The sequence below is a fragment of the Nocardioides sp. genome, assembly GCF_030655615.1.
In the GTDB taxonomy this organism is placed as follows: domain Bacteria; phylum Actinomycetota; class Actinomycetes; order Propionibacteriales; family Nocardioidaceae; genus Nocardioides.
On record NZ_JAURVJ010000107.1, the window covers coordinates 1 to 16,954 of the forward strand.

At 73.1% G+C, this 16,954-nt stretch carries 19 protein-coding genes; 6 read left to right on the forward strand and 13 right to left on the reverse strand.

Going from position 1 to position 16,954, the window contains the following annotated elements; all coding sequences use genetic code 11:
* Positions 1–936 (forward strand): SCO7613 C-terminal domain-containing membrane protein (locus Q7T52_RS08665; protein WP_304801456.1); only part of this gene is annotated, 936 nt, incomplete at its 5' end.
* 14 nt (positions 937–950) lie between these two features.
* Here the strand turns inward: Q7T52_RS08665 and Q7T52_RS08670 are convergent.
* The 8 genes from Q7T52_RS08670 to moeZ form a co-directional block, all read right to left on the reverse strand.
* Positions 951–1,250: an MGMT family protein gene (locus tag Q7T52_RS08670; RefSeq protein ID WP_304801458.1), complete on the reverse strand. Its 300-nt coding sequence runs from the start codon at positions 1,248–1,250 to the stop codon at positions 951–953.
* Positions 1,250–1,789: a hypothetical protein gene (locus Q7T52_RS08675; protein ID WP_304801459.1), complete on the reverse strand. Its 540-nt coding sequence runs from the start codon at positions 1,787–1,789 to the stop codon at positions 1,250–1,252. The genes Q7T52_RS08670 and Q7T52_RS08675 overlap by 1 nt, the downstream gene beginning before the upstream one ends.
* A complete protein-coding gene (locus tag Q7T52_RS08680) occupies positions 1,786–3,081 on the reverse strand; it encodes a DUF58 domain-containing protein (protein WP_304801461.1) in 1,296 nt (431 codons plus the stop codon). Before Q7T52_RS08680 ends, Q7T52_RS08675 begins: the two co-directional genes overlap by 4 nt.
* A gap of 7 nt (positions 3,082–3,088) precedes the next feature.
* A complete protein-coding gene (locus tag Q7T52_RS08685) occupies positions 3,089–4,099 on the reverse strand; it encodes a MoxR family ATPase (RefSeq protein ID WP_304801463.1) in 1,011 nt (336 codons plus the stop codon).
* Positions 4,099–4,569: a hypothetical protein gene (locus tag Q7T52_RS08690; RefSeq protein ID WP_304801465.1), complete on the reverse strand. Its 471-nt coding sequence runs from the start codon at positions 4,567–4,569 to the stop codon at positions 4,099–4,101. Before Q7T52_RS08690 ends, Q7T52_RS08685 begins: the two co-directional genes overlap by 1 nt.
* Positions 4,566–5,339 carry a DUF4129 domain-containing protein gene (locus tag Q7T52_RS08695; protein WP_304801467.1) on the reverse strand — a complete coding sequence of 258 codons (774 nt, stop codon included), beginning with the start codon at positions 5,337–5,339 and terminating at the stop codon, positions 4,566–4,568. Before Q7T52_RS08695 ends, Q7T52_RS08690 begins: the two co-directional genes overlap by 4 nt.
* Positions 5,340–5,479: 140 nt before the next feature.
* Positions 5,480–6,361: a hypothetical protein gene (locus tag Q7T52_RS08700; protein WP_304801469.1), complete on the reverse strand. Its 882-nt coding sequence runs from the start codon at positions 6,359–6,361 to the stop codon at positions 5,480–5,482.
* Positions 6,362–6,696: 335 nt separating this feature from the next.
* Positions 6,697–7,896, reverse strand: a complete 1,200-nt coding sequence (gene moeZ, locus Q7T52_RS08705) for an adenylyltransferase/sulfurtransferase MoeZ (protein ID WP_304801470.1) — start codon at positions 7,894–7,896, stop codon at positions 6,697–6,699.
* Between the two features lie 195 nt (positions 7,897–8,091).
* On the opposite strand from moeZ, the gene Q7T52_RS08710 reads away from it, so the two are divergent.
* The 3 genes from Q7T52_RS08710 (at position 8,092) to Q7T52_RS08720 (ending at position 10,267) form a co-directional block, all read left to right on the forward strand.
* Positions 8,092–8,724, forward strand: a complete 633-nt coding sequence (locus tag Q7T52_RS08710) for a TetR/AcrR family transcriptional regulator (protein WP_304801472.1) — start codon at positions 8,092–8,094, stop codon at positions 8,722–8,724.
* 81 nt (positions 8,725–8,805) lie between these two features.
* Positions 8,806–9,027, forward strand: a complete 222-nt coding sequence (locus tag Q7T52_RS08715; protein WP_304801474.1) for a DUF3107 domain-containing protein — start codon at positions 8,806–8,808, stop codon at positions 9,025–9,027.
* A gap of 10 nt (positions 9,028–9,037) precedes the next feature.
* A complete protein-coding gene (locus Q7T52_RS08720; protein ID WP_304801477.1) occupies positions 9,038–10,267 on the forward strand; it encodes an FkbM family methyltransferase in 1,230 nt (409 codons plus the stop codon).
* A 4-nt stretch (positions 10,268–10,271) separates the two neighbouring features.
* Here Q7T52_RS08720 and Q7T52_RS08725 read toward each other — a convergent pair whose 3' ends face one another.
* Complete coding sequence (locus Q7T52_RS08725) at positions 10,272–10,976, reverse strand: ferritin-like fold-containing protein (RefSeq protein ID WP_304801479.1); 705 nt, start codon at positions 10,974–10,976, stop codon at positions 10,272–10,274.
* Positions 10,977–11,147: 171 nt separating this feature from the next.
* Here Q7T52_RS08725 and Q7T52_RS08730 point away from each other — a divergent pair, with 171 nt between their 5' ends.
* The gene (locus Q7T52_RS08730) at positions 11,148–12,689 is read left to right on the forward strand and encodes a DEAD/DEAH box helicase (RefSeq protein ID WP_370692311.1); all 1,542 of its coding nucleotides are present in this window, start codon (positions 11,148–11,150) and stop codon (positions 12,687–12,689) included.
* 163 nt (positions 12,690–12,852) lie between these two features.
* Here the strand turns inward: Q7T52_RS08730 and Q7T52_RS08735 are convergent, their stop codons facing one another.
* Both Q7T52_RS08735 and Q7T52_RS08740 read right to left on the reverse strand, forming a co-directional pair.
* Complete coding sequence (locus tag Q7T52_RS08735; RefSeq protein WP_304801481.1) at positions 12,853–13,623, reverse strand: L,D-transpeptidase family protein; 771 nt, start codon at positions 13,621–13,623, stop codon at positions 12,853–12,855.
* A gap of 7 nt (positions 13,624–13,630) precedes the next feature.
* Positions 13,631–14,413 (reverse strand): ParA family protein, encoded by a 783-nt coding sequence (locus tag Q7T52_RS08740; protein ID WP_304801483.1) that lies wholly within the window; start codon positions 14,411–14,413, stop codon positions 13,631–13,633.
* Positions 14,414–14,505: 92 nt separating this feature from the next.
* On the opposite strand from Q7T52_RS08740, the gene Q7T52_RS08745 reads away from it, so the two are divergent.
* Entirely contained in the window at positions 14,506–15,258 is a 753-nt protein-coding gene (locus tag Q7T52_RS08745; RefSeq protein ID WP_304801486.1) for an SDR family oxidoreductase, read from the forward strand.
* A 9-nt stretch (positions 15,259–15,267) separates the two neighbouring features.
* Here the strand turns inward: Q7T52_RS08745 and Q7T52_RS08750 are convergent, their stop codons facing one another.
* Positions 15,268–15,882, reverse strand: coding sequence for a MarC family protein (locus Q7T52_RS08750; protein WP_304801488.1), 615 nt, complete (start codon positions 15,880–15,882; stop codon positions 15,268–15,270).
* A complete protein-coding gene (locus Q7T52_RS08755; RefSeq protein WP_304801490.1) occupies positions 15,879–16,739 on the reverse strand; it encodes a PHP domain-containing protein in 861 nt (286 codons plus the stop codon). Before Q7T52_RS08755 ends, Q7T52_RS08750 begins: the two co-directional genes overlap by 4 nt.
* Positions 16,740–16,954: the final 215 nt, after the last annotated feature.

The following is a 16,954-nucleotide window of genomic DNA, read 5'->3' on the forward strand; positions in this document are numbered from 1 at the left end:
GCGCTCGTGCAGGTGCTGGCCGCCTCGGGCCTGATGGCCGTGACGCTCGGCGTCGCCGCCCCGAGCCAGGGCCTGCTGCTGGTCCCGCTCGCGCTGCTCACCGCGACGACCGCCGCGACCCTGGTCGCGGGCCGCTTCCCCGGCGCCGCCGAGGTCGGCGGGATGCTCCTCCCGCCGGCCCTGGCCGGGCTGACCTGGGTGCTGGGCGACCTCGCCGGGCTCGACGGCCTCCGCGCCGTGCCGGTCCTCGTCGTCCTCGCCGCGGTGGTCGTCGGCCACCCCCGGGCCGAGCTCGAGGTCACCGCGAGCATCGCGGCGGGCGTCGCCGCGCTGACCGCGATCCCGCTCGCCCGCGACGAGACCGTCAGCCTCGCGCTCCACCTGACGCTGGCCGGCGCGCTCGTCGTCGTCCACTCGCTCGTGCACCCCTCGCGGCGTCCGGCCGCCTGGGCGGGCACCGCGCTGCTCGTCCTCGCGACCTGGGTCCGCCTCTACGACCTCGGCGTCCAGGCACCCGAGCCCTACACGATGCCGACGGCCCTCCTGCTCCTCGGGTTCGGGCTCCACCGGATGCGCCGCGACGCCTCGTCCTCCACGGCGCTCGCCCTCCTTCCCGGACTGGCGCTCGCGACCGTGCCGACGTTCCTGCACGTGCTCGCCACCGACCCGGTGTCGCTGCGCGCCGCGCTGCTCGGTGCCGGCTGCCTGGTCCTCGCCGTCGGTGGCGCCCAGCTGCGCTGGAGCGCGCCGCTGCTCGTCGGGGCGACCGTGGGTGGTCTGCTCGCGCTGCTCGAGCTGGCGCCGTACGCCGTCGAGACGCCGCAGTGGGTCGTCATCGGCATCGCCGGCACGACGCTGGTGGTCGTCGGCATCACGTGGGAGCGCCGGGTCGTCGAGCTGCAGCGCGCCGCGTCCTACGTCGGCCGGCTGCGCTGAGCCGGCCCGCAGGGCTAGGGCTGGAAGTAGGCCGCGACGATGTCGACGGCGGTGCCCGAGCGGCGCAGCGGGGTGCCCTCCTCGAGGTAGCACTGGCGGGCCTCGTCCTGGTGGCTCGGCGGGAGCGAGCCGTCGGCCCGCACCACCCGCCACCACGGGACCCCGGCGCCGTGGCGGGCCATGACGTTGCCGACGAGCCGGGGCCCGCTGCCGACCAGGTCGGCGATGGCGCCGTACGTCGTCACGCGGCCGCAGGGCACCGTCTCCACGATCGCCAGGACCCGCTCCACGTAGTCCTCGTCGGCCTTGACCATCAGGGCGCCTCCTCGCGCCGCTCGAGCACCAGGCCGAGGGCCACGACGACCAGCAGCGCGGCCAGCAGGGCCGCGGGCCACAACAGGTCGGGGGCGGCCTGGTCCCGCAGTGCCCGGGCCAGCACCCACACCACGGGCGCGGCCAAGAGGACCGCCGCACCGCGCAGCATCCAGAGCCGCAGCACCGCGGGATCGACCGGGGTCCGGGGCGGGGCGGCGGCGCTCACCACGGCCGCGAGGTGGGACAGCACGACGGCGACGGCCGCGACCAGGACGGCCGGGTGCAGCGCGTCGTCGGGCACCCGCGTCCACCAGAAGAGCACCAGCAGCAGGGCGAGGGTCCCGCCCCCGGACTCGGGGCGGGCGGCCCAGAGCACCGACAGCAGGAGCACGACGCCGACGATCCAGGGCGCCGGGCCGTGGCCGGCGGGCGCGGCGGCGAGCAGCGCCACCAGCGGCCCGAGCAGCACGACCAGCCGGAGCGCCTGCTGCGACGGGTGCCACCCGCGCACGGCGCGCACGGCCTCGAGCGCCTTCACGGCGCCGCTCCCGCGTGCGGGCGACGGTGGGCCAGCCGACGCAGCACCTCGTCGACGGTGCCGGGTCCGCGCCAGGCGACCACGGGGCACCCGATCGCGTCGAGCGCGGTGCGGACCTGCTCGCGCTCGATCCGGCGCATCCGCCACGCGATGTCGACGAGCACCGGGTCGGAGTCGCCGGGCTGGGGCCGGGCGTCGGGCGGCAGCGTGTCGATGACGACGGTCGGCAGCCCGCGGCGGACCAGGTTGGCCGCCGTCGTGGCGACCGCGTCGACCAGCAGCGGCGTCAGGACGACGACGGTCGTGCCGGCCCCCACGCGCAGGTCGAGCCGGCTCGCGTCGTCGTACGGCGCCGACCCCGTCCGGACGTCGGCCAGGGTGCCGAGGACCCGGCGCAGGTGGCGGCGCCCCGAACCGGGCGGCACGGGCCGCGACCGGCCGCCGATCGGGCGGAGCGCGACCCGGTCACCAGTGCGCACGGCGTGCTCGGCCAGCGCCGCCGCGGCGCGGACGGTGAGGTCGAGGCTGCTGGCGGCGCCGTCGACGCCCCCGGAGGTGCCGTGCTCGGCGTAGAGGTCGACGACGAGGAGGAGACCCGCGTCCTGCTCGGCGCGAGTCGTGGTGACGTGGAGGACGCCGGTGCGCACCGAGATGCGCCAGTTGATCCGGCGGAGGCGGTCACCGGCCTGGAACGCCCGGATGCCGGCGACCTCGGTGCCCGAGCCCGGCCGGTCGGAGCGGTGGGCGCCGACGAGGCCGCGCGGCTGCGGCGACTCCGCCCGCGAGGTGTAGGCCGCCGACGGCAGCACGCGCACCGTCCGGCCCGGCACGACGACCGGACCCCAGCGGAACCCGCCCCAGGGGCTCGTCAGTGCCACCCGCTCCTCGCCGAGGGTGCGGGTGCCCCAGCGGCGCGGGCTCACCACGACCTGGACGTCGTCGGCCCTGCGCCGCAGCACCGAGACGTGGCCCGCGGCCGGCTCGGCGCGCTCGAACGGCGCGGCGGCCAGGACCCGGGTCACCTGCTCGACGTCGTCCGGGTCGGTGTCGGCGAGGTCGAGGCTGAGCACGGCACCTTGGCCCTCGTGCAGCGACGCGCGGTCGACGGTGCCCCACACCGACGGCGTCGACCGCGGCCGGCGCACGACCGCGGCGGTGGCCGCCAGCAGCAGCGGTGCCGTGAGGACCAGCAGCGCCGGCTCACCCGCGACCACGGCCCAGACGAGGCCGGCCACGCCGACCACGACGGCGCGGACCAGCCCTCCGGTGGGCTCCCAGCCCTGCGCGCTCACGGGGTGCTCACCGGCCCGTGGGGCCCTCGAGCGTGGCCGGCGTCGGCACCTTCTGCAGCACGTCGTCGACCACGGACGCACCGCTGGCGTCGGTCATCCAGAGCTCGGGCTTGACCGAGATCCGGTGGGCCAGCACCGACCTGGCCACCGCCTTGACGTCCTCGGGCACCACGTAGTCGCGGCCGCGGATCACGGCGAAGGCCCGGGCGGTGAGGGCCAGGCCGAGGGACCCGCGCGGCGAGGCGCCGACCTGCACGTGGCCGTGGGTGCGCGTGGCGGTGGCGAGGGCGACGCAGTAGCGGCCGACGCTCGCGTCGATCTGCACCTCCTCGACGGTCGCCTGGAGGGCGCGTACGCCGGACCCGTCGGTGAGCTGGTCGAGCACGATCTTCTCGCGGCGGCGGGCCACCCGGCGGGCCACGACGTCGTACTCGTCGTCGGCGCTGGGGTAGCCGAACGCGACGCGCAGCAGGAACCGGTCGAGCTGGGCCTCGCGCAGCGGGTAGGTGCCCTCGTACTCGACCGGGTTGGCGGTCGCGAGCACGCAGAACGGGTCGGGCAGCCCGAAGGTCTGGCCCTCGACGGTGACCTGCCGCTCCTGCATCGCCTCGAGCAGCGCGGACTGCGTCTTGGGCGGGGTGCGGTTGATCTCGTCGGCGAGCAGCAGCCCGGCGAAGATCGGGCCGGCCCGGAAGTCGAACTCGCCGCGCTGCTGGTCGTAGAGGAACGACCCGGTGAGGTCGGCCGGGAGCAGGTCGGGGGTGAACTGGGCGCGGGAGAAGTCGAGGCCGAGCACCTGCGCGAAGGACCGCGCGGTGAGGGTCTTGCCCAGCCCCGGGAGGTCCTCGATCAGCACGTGCCCCTTGGCCAGCACCGCCGCGAGCACGAGCGTCAGCGGCTGCCGCTTGCCGACGACGGCGCGCTCGACCTCGTCGAGGATCCGGCTCGCCAGGTCGGCGGCGGCCAGGGGCTCGAGCGGGGTCGCGGCCGGCGGGTCGGGCGTGGGGCTCTGGGTCACTACAGCTCCTCGATCTGGCGCAGCACCCGGTCGATGCGGCGCGGGTTGAGTCGTACGACGGGTCCGTGCAGGACCTCGACGAGCTCGGCTCCGAGCAGCTCGCGGCCGCGCTCGGAGTGGGCGTGGACGCCGTGGCGCACGGTCAGCACCTGGTCGGCGAGCACCGCGAGGCGGTCGCGGACGGCGGCGTCGGGGCGACGGCTCGTCTGGTGGTTCTCGAGCAGCCGCAGGTGCGACTGGGTGACCTGGTCGCGACCCTCGCCCACCGGAGGGTGGACCGGCACGGGGTACCACAGCACCGCCACCCGGGACACGCTCTCGACCAGCAGCCGCGCCCCGGCGACGACGAGGAGGACGAGCAGCACCACCCGCACCGGCTCGGGCTCGAGTCCGAGCGCGGCGGCCGTGCCGACGACCACGGCGCACGCCAGCGCCCCGAGGACGACGCCCCGCAGCCGAGGTCGTCTCATCGACGACCCCCGCTCAGCAGCGTCCGCAGGTCGCGGTGGATGTCCTGGACGATAGCGAGCGCGGCGGCCCGGGCGTCCTCACCGAGCTCGTGCTCGGAGAAGCGGGCCTCGCGGTAGAGCTCCGCGAGCCGGGCGACCGAGCCGGCGTCGGCCTCGACGAGCTCGAGGATCCGTAGGGTGAACTCGGACGAGGTCTCCCACGGCTTGCGGGGTACGCCGGCGCGCTCGGCCTGGACCTCGAAGCGGTGCCAGCACAGGACGACGGCGTTGCGCGGGCTGCCCCCCGTCAGCAGGTCCTCGTGCTCGCCGGCGTCGGCGACCATCGCGGAGGCGACGGACTGGACCGGGTCGAGCGGGGGCGGGTCGGCCTCGGGGTCACGGAGGCGGCGCAGCCGCGCCTTGCGCAGGCGCCACAGGGTGCTGCCCGCGAGCCACAGCACCGTGAGCACCAGCGCGACGCCGATGCCCAGGACGAGGAGGCCGACGACCGTGGCGAGCACAGACCCGCCGTCGCCGTCGTCGCGGTCGGAGGCGGGCCGCGCCTCGTCCGGCGTGGGGCTCGACGAGGTGTCCGACGGGGTCTCGACGCTCACCCGGTCCGGGGTGATGCCGTCGCCACGCAGCGGGTCGTCCGGTCCGGCGCTCGCGGCCCAGACCGCCAGCAGCAGCACCAGGAGGGTCACCGCGGCGACGGCGAGCGTGGTCGCGGCGGTTGCGGCGGGCGCGGCCGATGCGTGCGACCGGGGCGCGTCGTCCCGGCCGTCGCTCATGGCGGCAAGGTACCCGCGCGGGCGTCGTACGCGGCCGGTGGCGCGGTCACGATGCGGTCACGAGCGAGGAGGCCGAACGGTGGCAGGACGCGACGAGACCCCGTCCGCGCAGGCTGCGGACGGGGTCTCGGCCGGCCCGGTCAGAGGATCGGGTTGAAAGGCTCCGTGCCGTTGGTCAGCTGGAGGCCCGGGATGCCGGAGCTGGCCTGGGCGTAGGCGAGCTCCTTGCCGAGGTCACCGATGTTGTTGGACAGCGGCAGCGGCGCCAGGCCGAGCGTCGACAGGGTGCCGATGGCCTTGCCGCCGGCGGTGACGAACGCCGAGCCGGAGTCACCGGGGACGCCGGGGGTGACGGTGTAGAGCGGGTGGGTCCAGCCGCCGTCGGCGGCGGTGTCGCCGAGGCTGATGCCGGTCTTGGGCGAGAGCAGCGTGACGCCGGCGCGCAGGCTCGAGTTGCCGTAGGACCAGACGCGGTCACCGGCGGCGGTGCCGTCGGTGTCGATGCCGGTGGGGCCGCCCCAGAACGGGATGCTCGGGTTGACCTTGCCGGCGTCGGCGGCGCTGACCTTGACCAGTGCGAAGTCGTTGTAGGCGCACGTGTTGGCGTCGGTGACGCCGTTGGCGCGCATGGTGCGCCAGGAGCTGTAGACGAGGGTGCCGGTGCCGAGCTGGGTGCCCTCGGAGACCAGCGAGCCGCCCTCGTTGAAGGTGACGGTGGTGCCGATCGGGACCGACTCGTTGAGGCAGCCGTTGGTGTCGGTGGCCTCGCCGAGGCCGGCGCAGTGCGCGGCGTACCCGACGTAGACGCCCCCGGAGGAGTCGGTGAACACGAAGTTGCCCGTGCACTGGGCGCCGTTGGTGTACATCTGCACCCCCGGCGTGATCGTGGCGGTCGCGGCCGGCGCGAACGACGAGACGCGGGCGGCGGCGGCGGTGCTGCTGGGCGCAGTCCCGACGAACGTCGTGCCGAGGGCGACGGCGGTGGCGGCCGCGGTGACGGCGAGCTTGGTGGTCAGACGCATCTGCTGGTGATTCCTCCCGTGGGCCGAGCGGACGCGAGAAGCACGCTCGGGCATGGCTGTGTGACGGGAGTAACGAGCCTCACCCGATCGGGTTACGTCGCCCTAGTCACGAATGACTAGACCAACCCCACGAGACCGGCGCCGGCCGACGGGACCAGCAGGTGCCTGCGGAGTCCGATCGCCCGGCGCCCGGGCCACGGCCCGAGGCGACCACACGGCGCACGTCGCGATCGGCGGACCCCCGCTCCGGTCGGGCCCGCCGTACCAACCCGGCGGCAGCGGTGCCAGGTGGAGCGGGCCCGCGGAGCGAGGCCGTCGAGTCGCGACCGATCGAATCAGTACGCCGGCTGCGAGGGGTCGATCTGGTTGACCCAGGCGACGATGCCGCCGCCGACGTGGACGGCGTCGGTGTAGCCGGCGCCCTTGACGATGGCGAGGGTCTCGGCCGAGCGGACGCCCGACTTGCAGTGCATGACGATCTGCTTGTCGGAGGGCAGCTGCTCGAGCGCCGAGCCGTTGAGGAAGTCGCCCTTGGGGATCAGCACGGAGCCGGGGATCTGGTTGATCTCGTACTCGTTGGGCTCGCGGACGTCGACGAGGACGAAGTCACGGGTGCCCTCGTCGCGCTCCTTGAGCATGTGCTCGAGCTGGGTGACCGAGATGGTCGAGCCGACGGCGGCGTCGGCGGCCTCGTCGGAGATGGCGCCGCAGAAGGCGTCGTAGTCGATGAGGCCGGTGACGGTGGGGTTGTCACCGCACAGCGCGCAGCTGGGGTCCTTGCGGACCTTGAGCTTGCGCCACTCGAGCTCGAGGGCGTCGTAGATGACGAGCTTGCCGACGGCCGGGTCACCGATGCCGGTGAGCACCTTGATGGCCTCGTTGACCTGGATCGAGCCGATGCTGGCGCAGAGCACGCCGAGCACGCCGCCCTCGGCGCAGCTGGGGACCATGCCCGGCGGCGGGGGCTCGGGGTAGAGGCAGCGGTAGCACGGCGCGTCGGGTCCGGAGTGGGGCCAGAAGACCGAGGCCTGGCCGTCGAAGCGGTAGATCGAGCCCCAGACGTAGGGGATCTTGAGGAAGTAGGCCGCGTCGTTGACCATGTAGCGCGTCGCGAAGTTGTCGGTGCCGTCGACGATGAGGTCGTAGCCCTCGAAGACCTGCAGGACGTTGTCGTTGTCGAGTCGCTCCTCGTGGAGCACGACGTTGACGTAGGGGTTGGCCTCGAGGACCGACTCCTTGGCCGAGACGGCCTTGGAGCGCCCGATGTCGGACTGGGTGTGGATGATCTGGCGCTGCAGGTTGGACTCGTCGACCTCGTCGAACTCGGCGATGCCCAGCGTGCCGACGCCCGCAGCGGCCAGGTAGAGGAGGGCGGGGCTGCCGAGGCCGCCGGCGCCGATCACGAGCACCTTGGCGTTCTTGAGCCGCTTCTGCCCGGTCATGCCCACGTCGGGGATGATCAGGTGGCGGCTGTAGCGGCGTACCTCGTCGATCGTCAGCTCGTCGGCCGGGTCGACCAGCGCGGGAAGGCTCACGGGTGTACTCCTCTGTGCGGAACTGGGTGCGGAACTCAGGATGGGACTCAGGATGTGACTCAGGCTCGGACTCGGGGTCGGGCCCAGGGTGGGGACCAGCGGAGAACGCCGGTCGTCGTGCCCATTGTTCCCGCGTCGGTCCAGCGCCGCGTGGTCGACCTCCCGCCATCCGGACACGCGGGTAGTCTCACCGTCGTGGCGACTACACCCCCCGACCTCGACAACGCGCGTCCGCGCGGCGGTCGTCTGCCCCGTCGTGAGCGGCGGGCCCAGCTGCTGGAGTCGGCGCTCGAGGTGTTCGTCCAGCACGGCTACCACGCTGCGGCGATGGACGACATCGCCGACCGGGCCGGGGTCTCCAAGCCGGTTCTCTACCAGCACTTCCCGGGCAAGCTCGAGCTCTACCTCGCGCTGCTCGACAGCTCGTGCGACGCCGTCATCGAGAACTGCCGTGCCGCCCTCGACTCGACCCACGACAACAAGCAGCGCGTGGGTGCGGCGATCGAGGCCTTCTACGACTACGTCGCCAAGGACACCGGCGCCTTCCGGCTCGTCTTCGAGTCCGACCTGACCAACGAGCCGGCCGTGCGCCAGCACGTCGAGCGGGTCACCTCGGAGTGCGCCGAGCTGATCGCGGCCGTCATCCACGACGACACGGGCCTGCCCGCCCCGGCCTCGCGACTGCTCGCCGTGTCGCTCGTCGGCATGGCGCAGGTCAGCGCCCGGTTCTGGCTGTCCGAGGCCGGCGGCCTCGAGCGCGACCAGGCCACCGCGCTCGTCTCGGGCCTGGCCTGGCGCGGCATCCGCGGCTACCCCCTCACCGACTGACCCCGTCCCCTGTGTGATCCTGCTCAGCAGGGCGGGTCCACCCCGGCCTCACCCCAGCACCGCGACAGAAGGAGTCCTCCCATGGAGGTCAAGATCGGCGTCCAGCACTCACCGCGCGAGCTCGTCGTCGAGACCGACGAGACCCCGGAGGCGGTCGAGAAGCTCGTCGCCGAGGCGGTCTCCGGCGAGGGCGTCGTGACGCTCACCGACACCAAGGGCCGCAAGGTCATCGTGCCGGCCGCCAAGATCGCCTACGTCGAGATCGGCGGCGGTGTCGCCGGGACGGTCGGCTTCCGCAGCTGATCCCCGGTCGATGAGCCCCCTGCGGACCACCAAGCCCGACGAGCTCCTGGCCGCGGTCGCCCCGCTGGTCGACGGCGTCCGGGCACCGGTCGACGCCCACCGCTCCTGGGTCTTCCAGGGGCGGGTGGTCGTGCTCGACTACCTCGTGCACGGGGCACCGGTCGGGTTCGACGTCCTGCCCGGCGAGCGTCGGGGCTCGTGGCGGATCGAGGTCATCGCCCGCAACCCGGTCGACGGGCCGCTCGTGGCCCGGCTCGGGCTCGAGCGCGTGGCCCCACGCAAGTTCCTGGTCGCCGAGCTCCCCGCCGGTGACCGCGACGCCCTGCCCCGAGCCGTGGCCGACCACTGCCTCGGCGTGCTCGACGAGCTCGCCGCCGGGGGCCCGACCGAGCCCTCGCAGCGACTGCTCGACGCGCTCGCGCTCACCGACCCGGTCGTCGTGGTCGACGTCGGCGCCAACCCGCTCGAGCTGCCGGCCTACACCCGGCTGCTCGGCATGGGCGTCGCCCGCGTCGTCGGGTTCGAGCCGCAGCCCGAGGCCTTCGCCGAGCTGCAGGGGCGCGACCCGGCTCGCGAGCTCTTCTTCCCCCACGCCATCGGCAGCCCGGGCCCTGGCACGCTCAACGTCTACAACGGCAGTGGCTTCGCCTCCACGTTCGACATCGACGACACCTCGATCGACCTCATCGGCAATGAGCGGTGGCACGAGGGAACCCGGCTCCGCGGGACGATCCCGCTCGAGCTGACCGCCCTCGACGACGTCCCCGACCTGCCGGCCCTCGACCTGCTCAAGATCGACGTGCAGGGCGGCGAGCTCGCCGTGTTCTCCTTCGGCCGTCGTGCCCTCTCGACCGCGCTCTGCGTGATCCCCGAGGTGGCCTTCTTCCCGCTCTACCGCGACGCGCCGAGCTTCGCCGACGTCCACCAGGAGCTCGTCGCTCAAGGCTTCCAGCTGCACAAGTTCATGTTCCAGAAGTCGGTCCACCTGCACGGCTCGCAGACCGCGACCGACCGCATCCGCGACAGCCGCAGCCAGCTCGTCGACGGCGACGCCGTCTACCTCCGCGACCTGCGCGGGCTCGCCTCGTGGGCGGACGACGAGGTCAAGAAGCTGGTGCTGCTGGCGACCTACGTCTTCGACAGCCCGGACCTCGCCGTCCGCGCCCTCGACGAGCTGGTGCGGCGCGGCCAGGTGCCGGCCGGGCTGCCGGCGTCGTACGCCGCAGCGCGCTACGTCTAGCCCGTCAGCTGTCGAGGCCGAGCTCGCTCATCCGGGCGGCGTGCCGCTCGGTGAGCCGGGTGAACATCCGGCCGAGGGCCGCCAGGTCGAGACCGGGGCGGTCGACGCCACCGGTCAGCAGGGCGGTCAGGGAGTCGCGGTCGGCGGCGACGCGCTGGGCCTGCGTCAGGGCCTCGCCCATCAGCCGGCGGCCCCACAGCGCGAGGCGCCCTCCGACGGTGGGGTGGGCGGCAATCTCGGTGCGCACGCGGTCGACCACGAACACGGCGTGGCCGCCGTCCTCGTCGAGCGACGACACCACGAGGTCACGCGTGGTGGGGTCGAGGAACGCAGCGATCTCGCGGTAGAAGTCGTCGGCCAGCCCGTCGCCGACGAACGCCTTGACGAGGCCCTCGAGCCAGTCGGACGGAGCGGTGTGGCGGTGGAACTCGTCGATGGCCTTGTTGAAGGGCGCCATGGCCTCGTAGGGGTCTCCCCCGAGCTCGCTGATCCGCTGGTGCAGCGGCGCTACCTTGCCCAGCTCGCCCGCGGCCATGGTCGCCAGCGCCACCTTGTCCTGCATGGTGGGCGCGAGCTTGGCGTCCTCGGCCAGGCGGTCGAACGCCGAGATCTCGCCGTAGGAGATGACCCCCAGCAGGTCGATCACGGCGGCGCGGTAGCCCGGGTCGTCATCGACCAGGCCCGTGTCGATCTCGGCAGATTCAGCCATGGGCGCACCCTATCGATAGACTGACCCCACGAGCGGGTCGCCGTACGTCGCGACCAGCTCCCGTATGTGCGCGGTTGACTCCGCCGCTCAGGCTCCGTGAGTCGGCCGCACGATGCGATCTGCCGGTGCGGTTGCGCCGGCCGTCCGGCTGAACTCTTCGAAAGCAGAACATTGACGACCACCTTCCGCGACCTCGGCGTCCATGCCGAGATCTGTGACGCGCTCGAGCGCGCCGGCATCATCACCCCGTTCGCCATCCAGGAGATGACCCTCTCGGTCGCCCTAATGGGCACCGACCTCATCGGCCAGGCCCGCACGGGCACCGGCAAGACCCTCGCCTTCGGCATCCCGGTGCTGCAGCGCAGCGTCGCGCCCAAGGACCCCGACTACGCCGACATCCCGCAGGGCAAGCCGCAGGCCCTCATCGTCGCCCCGACCCGTGAGCTCGCGCTCCAGGTCTCCGGCGACCTCGCACTGGCCAGCGCCGACCGCGGCCTGCGCGTCCTCACCGTCTATGGCGGCGTGGGCTACGACGGTCAGCTCGACGCGCTCAAGGAGGGCGTCGACATCGTCGTCGGCACTCCCGGCCGGCTCATCGACCTCGCCAACCGCAAGGCCCTCGACCTGTCCCACGTGCACGCGCTCGTGCTCGACGAGGCCGACGAGATGCTCGACCTGGGCTTCCTGCCCGACGTGGAGCGCATCCTGCGGATGACGCCCGAGACCCGCCAGACGATGCTGTTCTCGGCCACCATGCCGGCCGCGATCGTCGCCCTTGCGCGCACCCACATGCGTCACCCGATGAACATCCGCGCCGAGTCGTCCTACGACACCACGATGGTCCCGGCGACGGCGCAGTTCATCTACCAGGCCCACGACCTCGACAAGCCCGAGATCATCGGCCGCGTCCTGCAGGCCGAGGACGCCGACAAGATCATCGTCTTCACCCGCACCAAGCGGCAGTCGCAGAGGATCGCCGACGACCTCGCCGAGCGCGGGTTCAGCGCGTCGCCGCTCCACGGCGACATGGCGCAGGTCGCCCGCGAGAAGGCCCTGACCAAGTTCCGCGAGAACAAGATCCGGGTCCTCGTCGCCACCGACGTCGCCGCGCGCGGCATCGACGTCGCCGGTGTCTCCCACGTCATCAACTACACGTGCCCCGAGGACGACAAGACCTACGTCCACCGGATCGGCCGCACCGGCCGCGCCGGCGCCACCGGCACCGCGATCACCTTCGTCGACTGGGCCGACCTGCACCGCTGGAAGATGATCAACAAGACGCTCGACCTGCCGTTCGACGACCCGCAGGAGACCTACTCGACGTCGGAGCACCTCTTCCACGACCAGGGCATCGCGCCCGGCACCAAGGGCCGCATCGTCGACCCGGCGCCGGTCGAGCGCAAGCCGCGCGGGGACCGGGGCGACCGTGGCGGTGACCGTGGCGGTGACCGCGACCGCAAGCCGCGCGAGTCGCGTGAGCGCACCGACCGCAGCCGGACCCGTACCCGCAGCGGTGGGGCCAGCCAGGGCGGCGAGTCCGCCACCGGCGAGACCAATGCCCCCGAGGTCGCCGGCGCCACCAACGGCGAGGCCGGCTCGGGCGACGCGCCCCGCTCCGCCAACCGAAACCGCCGGCGTCGCCGTCGTTCGGGTGCCGGTACGGGTGGCGGCGACGGTGCTGCCTCGGCGGCTCCCGCCACCGACGCCTCCTGACCCCAGGGGCCCGACCAGCCGGACCAGCTCGACCCAGCTCAGCCGCATGAACCGCGCAATTGCGCGGTTCATGCGTGTATGTGGACCCTCCGGCGGCACGAACCGTTCCATGGCGCGGTTCGGCGTGTGCTCGATGGTCGTCGCACGGGGCGGCCGGTCAGGGTCAGACGACGACGACGGTGGTGCCGAGCGGCGCGAACGCCCAGAGCGCCTTGGCGTCGGGGGTGTCCTGCCGGATGCAGCCGTGCGACTGCGGGGTGCCGAGGTCGGCCTTGGTCTGGACACGCTGGCCGTCGTCGACGGGGATCGTGTGGAAGCCGATCGCGGCGCCCGACGGGCCCTGGGTGAACCGGACGAACCACTTCATCGTGCCGGAGTCGTCGATGCCGACGGCGTCCTCGGATCGTGAGTAGACCTGGAAGGTGCCCGGGTCGAGGTTGTCGGTGAGGCTGCCGGAGACGAGGTAGGTGCGCTTGACCTTGCCGGCCTCCCCCACCAGCCAGACCCGCTGCTCGTCCTCGCTGAAGACGACCCGCTTGCCCTCGCCGGAGTCGCTCGGCAGCGCCGCCTCGGAGCCGGAGTCCGACGTGTCGGACTCCTCCGTGGAGTCTTCCGTCGGCTCGTCGGTCGGCTCGTCGGTCGGTTCGGACGTGGGGTCGGCCGCGGGCGGCCCCTCGGTCTGGCCGGGTCCGGCCGTCGGTCCGGGCGCGGGCGGCTGGGCCGCCTCGTCGGCTCCCGCGCCGGCGACCTGGGTGAGGTCAGCGGCGACGACGGCGTCAGGACTGCGGTCGGAGTCGTCGTCGGCCGCGGAGGGCAGGACGCCGACGCCGCCGAGCAGCGCGATGGCGGTGGTGAGCAGCGAGACGCCCAGCACCACGACCCGGCCGTAGCGGGTCTGGTAGCGCGGCGGCGGTGTGCCCCGATGACGACTCATGCCGCGATCACCGGGCCGCTCGGGTGACGAGGTTGGCGGCGACCGCGCGGTAGGCGGCGGCGCCCTTGCTGCTGCGGCTCGTCGCGAGGATGGAGCGGCCGGCGGCCGGTGCCTCGGCGAACTTGATCGTCTTGGGGATGGGTGGCTCCACGACCTCGAGGTCGTAGGTCTCCGAGATCGTCTCGAGCACGGTGCGGGCGTGGGTGGTGCGGCCGTCGTACAACGTCGGCAGCACACCCCAGACGACCAGCTCGCGGTTGGTGAAGCGACGTACGTCGTGGACGGTGTCGAGCAGCTGGCCGACGCCGCGGTGGGACAGGGTCTCGCACTGCAGCGGGATGAGGACGCCGTCGGCCGCGGTGAGGGCGGCGACGGTGAGAACGCCGAGCGACGGCGGGCAGTCGAGGAGGATCCAGTCGTAGTGGACGTCCTTGGCGGCGAGGTCCTCGAGCATCGAGCGCAGCACGTGCTCGCGGCCGGTGCGGGTCAGCAGGTCGGCCTCGGCGCGGGCGAGCTCGATCGTGGCCGGCATCAGCGCGACCCCGTCGTCGGTCTGGACGATGACCTCGGTCGGGTCCAGACCCTTGGTGAGCACGTGGTGGACCGACAGCTCGAGGTCCTCGGGGTCGATGCCGAGCGAGAACGTCAGGCACGCCTGCGGGTCGAGGTCGACGAGGAGCACGGAGTGACCCAGCTCGGCCAGCGCTGCCCCGATCGAGGCGACGCTGGTCGTCTTGGCGACGCCGCCCTTCTGGTTGGCGACCGCGAGGGTCGTGCTCTTCGGACTCATCGTGGGTCATTCTGCCCGACCGGAGCCGGTGGGCGCGGCAGGCGGGGCGGCGCGCGTCGAGGTACGTCGGACGCGGGTGCTTGGATCGGACCATGCCTACCGCTCTCGTCACCGGCGCGACCGCCGGCATCGGCCACGCCTTCGCCGTCCACCTCGCCCGCCGCGACCACGACCTGGTGCTCGTCGCGCGCGACGGCGCCCGCCTCGACGAGGTCGCGGCGACGCTGCGCACCGACCACGGCGTCGAGGTCGAGACCCTCGTCGCCGACCTGGTCGAGCCCGACCAGCTCGCCCTGGTCGAGGCCCGCCTCCGCGACGCCGGGCGCCCGGTCGACCTGCTCGTCAACAACGCGGGGTTCGGCCTCAAGCAGCGGTTCCTCGACAACCCCGTCGAGGCCGAGGTCGCCATGCTCGACGTGCTCGTGACCGCCGTCCTGCGGCTGACCCACGCCGCCCTCGGGCCGATGACCGAGCGCGGCAGCGGCGGCGTCATCAACGTGTCGAGCGTGGCCGCGTTCCTCCCCCGCGGCACCTACGCCGCCGCCAAGGCCTGGGTCAACAGCTTCAGCGAGTGGGCGGCCAACGAATACAGGGGTCAGGGCGTCACCGTGATGTCGCTGTGTCCCGGGTTCACCAAGACCGAGTTCCACGAGCGGATGAACGTCAAGCGCGGCGACAGCTTCATGTGGCTCGACGTCGACTTCCTCGTCGACAAGGCCCTCAAGGACTTCGACAAGGGCCGCGTCTACTCGATCCCCGGCGCCCACTACAAGGCCATCACCACGCTGACCAAGATCATCCCGTCGCGGGCCCTGCAGACCTACCAGTCCATCGGCCGGCGGTAGCCCCGACCACTAGCCCTCGCCGGCGATGAAGGCGCGTACGGCGTCCGCGACGAGCTGGACGGCGATGGCCGACAGCAGCAAGCCGGCGATCCGGGTGACGAGCAGGACGCCGCTCTCGCGGATCACCTTGAGGATCGGGAGCGAGAACCGCATCGCCGCCCACAGGCTGACGTGGACCAGGATGATGCCGAGCGAGACCGCGGCGAACGTGGCCCAGCTGTCGACGTCCTCGACGAAGAGCATGGTCGCGACGATCGCGCCGGGGCCGGCGAGCAGCGGGGTGCCGAGCGGCACCAGCGCGACGTTGGTGCCGGCGGTCGCGGTCTGCTCCTTCTCGTTGCCGGTGAGCAGCTCGAGGGCGACGAGCAGGAGCAGCAGGCCGCCGGCGCACTGCAGCGCCGGCAGCGAGATGTGCAGGTAGGACAGGATCTGCTGGCCGAAGAACGCGAAGACCGTGATCACCAGGAACGAGACCGCGACGGCCTGCCAGGCGGCGCGCTTGGCCGCGGCGGGCGAGCGGCCGCTGGTGAGCGACAGGAAGATCGGCACGGTGCCGACCGGGTCCATGATCACGAACAGCGTCACGAACACCTCGACCAGCAGGACGGTGTCGAGCACGCTCATCCGACGACCTGGGGAGTGACGCGTCCGGAGGCACGCGCCGCGGCGGCCGCGCGATCGAGGAGGCGCTCGTACTGCTCGACCGGCGTGGTGTTGACGCCCAGGCCGTGGTCGACCTTGCCGAGGCCGTGGTGGTCGCTCGACCCGGTGGCGACGAGGTCGAGGTCACGGGCGATGGCACGCAGCTCCTCGCGCGCGTCGGCGTCGTGGTCCTGGTGGTCGACCTCGATCCCCGCGAGACCGAGCCGCGTCAGCCGCTCGATCTCGGCGGCGGGCAGCGAGCCCCGGCGGCCGCGGCCCCACGGGTGGGCCACGACGGCGACGCCACCGGCCGCGCCGACGAGCCGGATGGCGGTGTCGAGCGGGACGGCGTAGCGGTCGACGTACGCCGGTCGGCCCGGGTTGAGGTAGTCCGCGAACGCCTCGTCGCGCGACGCGACGATCCCCTTGCGGACGAGGGCGTCGGCGACGTGGGGCCGGCCGGGTACCTCGGCCGCGATGTCCTCGAGGGTCAGCTCGATCCCGATCCGGTGGAGAGCGGCGATCATCGCGGGGGCTCGCGATCCTCGTCCCTCGACGATCCGCGCCAGCTCGGCGGCGAGCCCGGGGTGGGTCGGGTCGGGCAGGTAGGCCAGCAGGTGCACCGCCCGGCCCTGGTGGTTGGTGCTGATCTCCATGCCGCGCACCAGCTGCAGACCGGTCTCCCGCGCCGCGGTCACCGCCTCGTCCCAGCCCGACGCGGTGTCGTGGTCGGTCAGCGCGAGGACGTCGAGCCCGGCCTCACGGGCCGCGTGCACCAGCTCGGTCGGCGTCTGCGTGCCGTCGCTGACGACCGAGTGGGTGTGGAGGTCGATGCGCACCGGCCGACTCTAGTGACCCACCCTCCCGCCCCCGAATCACGCTGACCCGTCAGCAATCGACGACGGGTCAGCCTCCACGTGCGGTGACCCGTCAGCAATCGACGACGGGTCAGCCTCCACGTGCGGTGACCCGTCAGCAATCGACGACGGGTCAGCCTCCACGTGCGGTGACCCGTCAGCAATCGACGACGCGTCAGCCTCCACGTGCGGTGACC

Bases quoted from the DNA above. Each gene is read 5' to 3' on its own strand.
- Q7T52_RS08700 (WP_304801469.1), bottom strand. From the start codon at position 6,361: ATGCGTCTGACCACCAAGCTCGCCGTCACCGCGGCCGCCACCGCCGTC.
- Q7T52_RS08690 (WP_304801465.1), bottom strand. From the start codon at position 4,569: ATGAGACGACCTCGGCTGCGGGGCGTCGTCCTCGGGGCGCTGGCGTGC.
- Q7T52_RS08695 (WP_304801467.1), bottom strand. From the start codon at position 5,339: ATGAGCGACGGCCGGGACGACGCGCCCCGGTCGCACGCATCGGCCGCG.
- Q7T52_RS08745 (WP_304801486.1), top strand. From the start codon at position 14,506: ATGCCTACCGCTCTCGTCACCGGCGCGACCGCCGGCATCGGCCACGCC.
- Q7T52_RS08735 (WP_304801481.1), bottom strand. From the start codon at position 13,623: ATGAGTCGTCATCGGGGCACACCGCCGCCGCGCTACCAGACCCGCTAC.
- Q7T52_RS08725 (WP_304801479.1), bottom strand. From the start codon at position 10,976: ATGGCTGAATCTGCCGAGATCGACACGGGCCTGGTCGATGACGACCCG.
- Q7T52_RS08720 (WP_304801477.1), top strand. From the start codon at position 9,038: ATGAGCCCCCTGCGGACCACCAAGCCCGACGAGCTCCTGGCCGCGGTC.
- Q7T52_RS08740 (WP_304801483.1), bottom strand. From the start codon at position 14,413: ATGAGTCCGAAGAGCACGACCCTCGCGGTCGCCAACCAGAAGGGCGGC.
- Q7T52_RS08670 (WP_304801458.1), bottom strand. From the start codon at position 1,250: ATGGTCAAGGCCGACGAGGACTACGTGGAGCGGGTCCTGGCGATCGTG.
- Q7T52_RS08715 (WP_304801474.1), top strand. From the start codon at position 8,806: ATGGAGGTCAAGATCGGCGTCCAGCACTCACCGCGCGAGCTCGTCGTC.
- Q7T52_RS08750 (WP_304801488.1), bottom strand. From the start codon at position 15,882: ATGAGCGTGCTCGACACCGTCCTGCTGGTCGAGGTGTTCGTGACGCTG.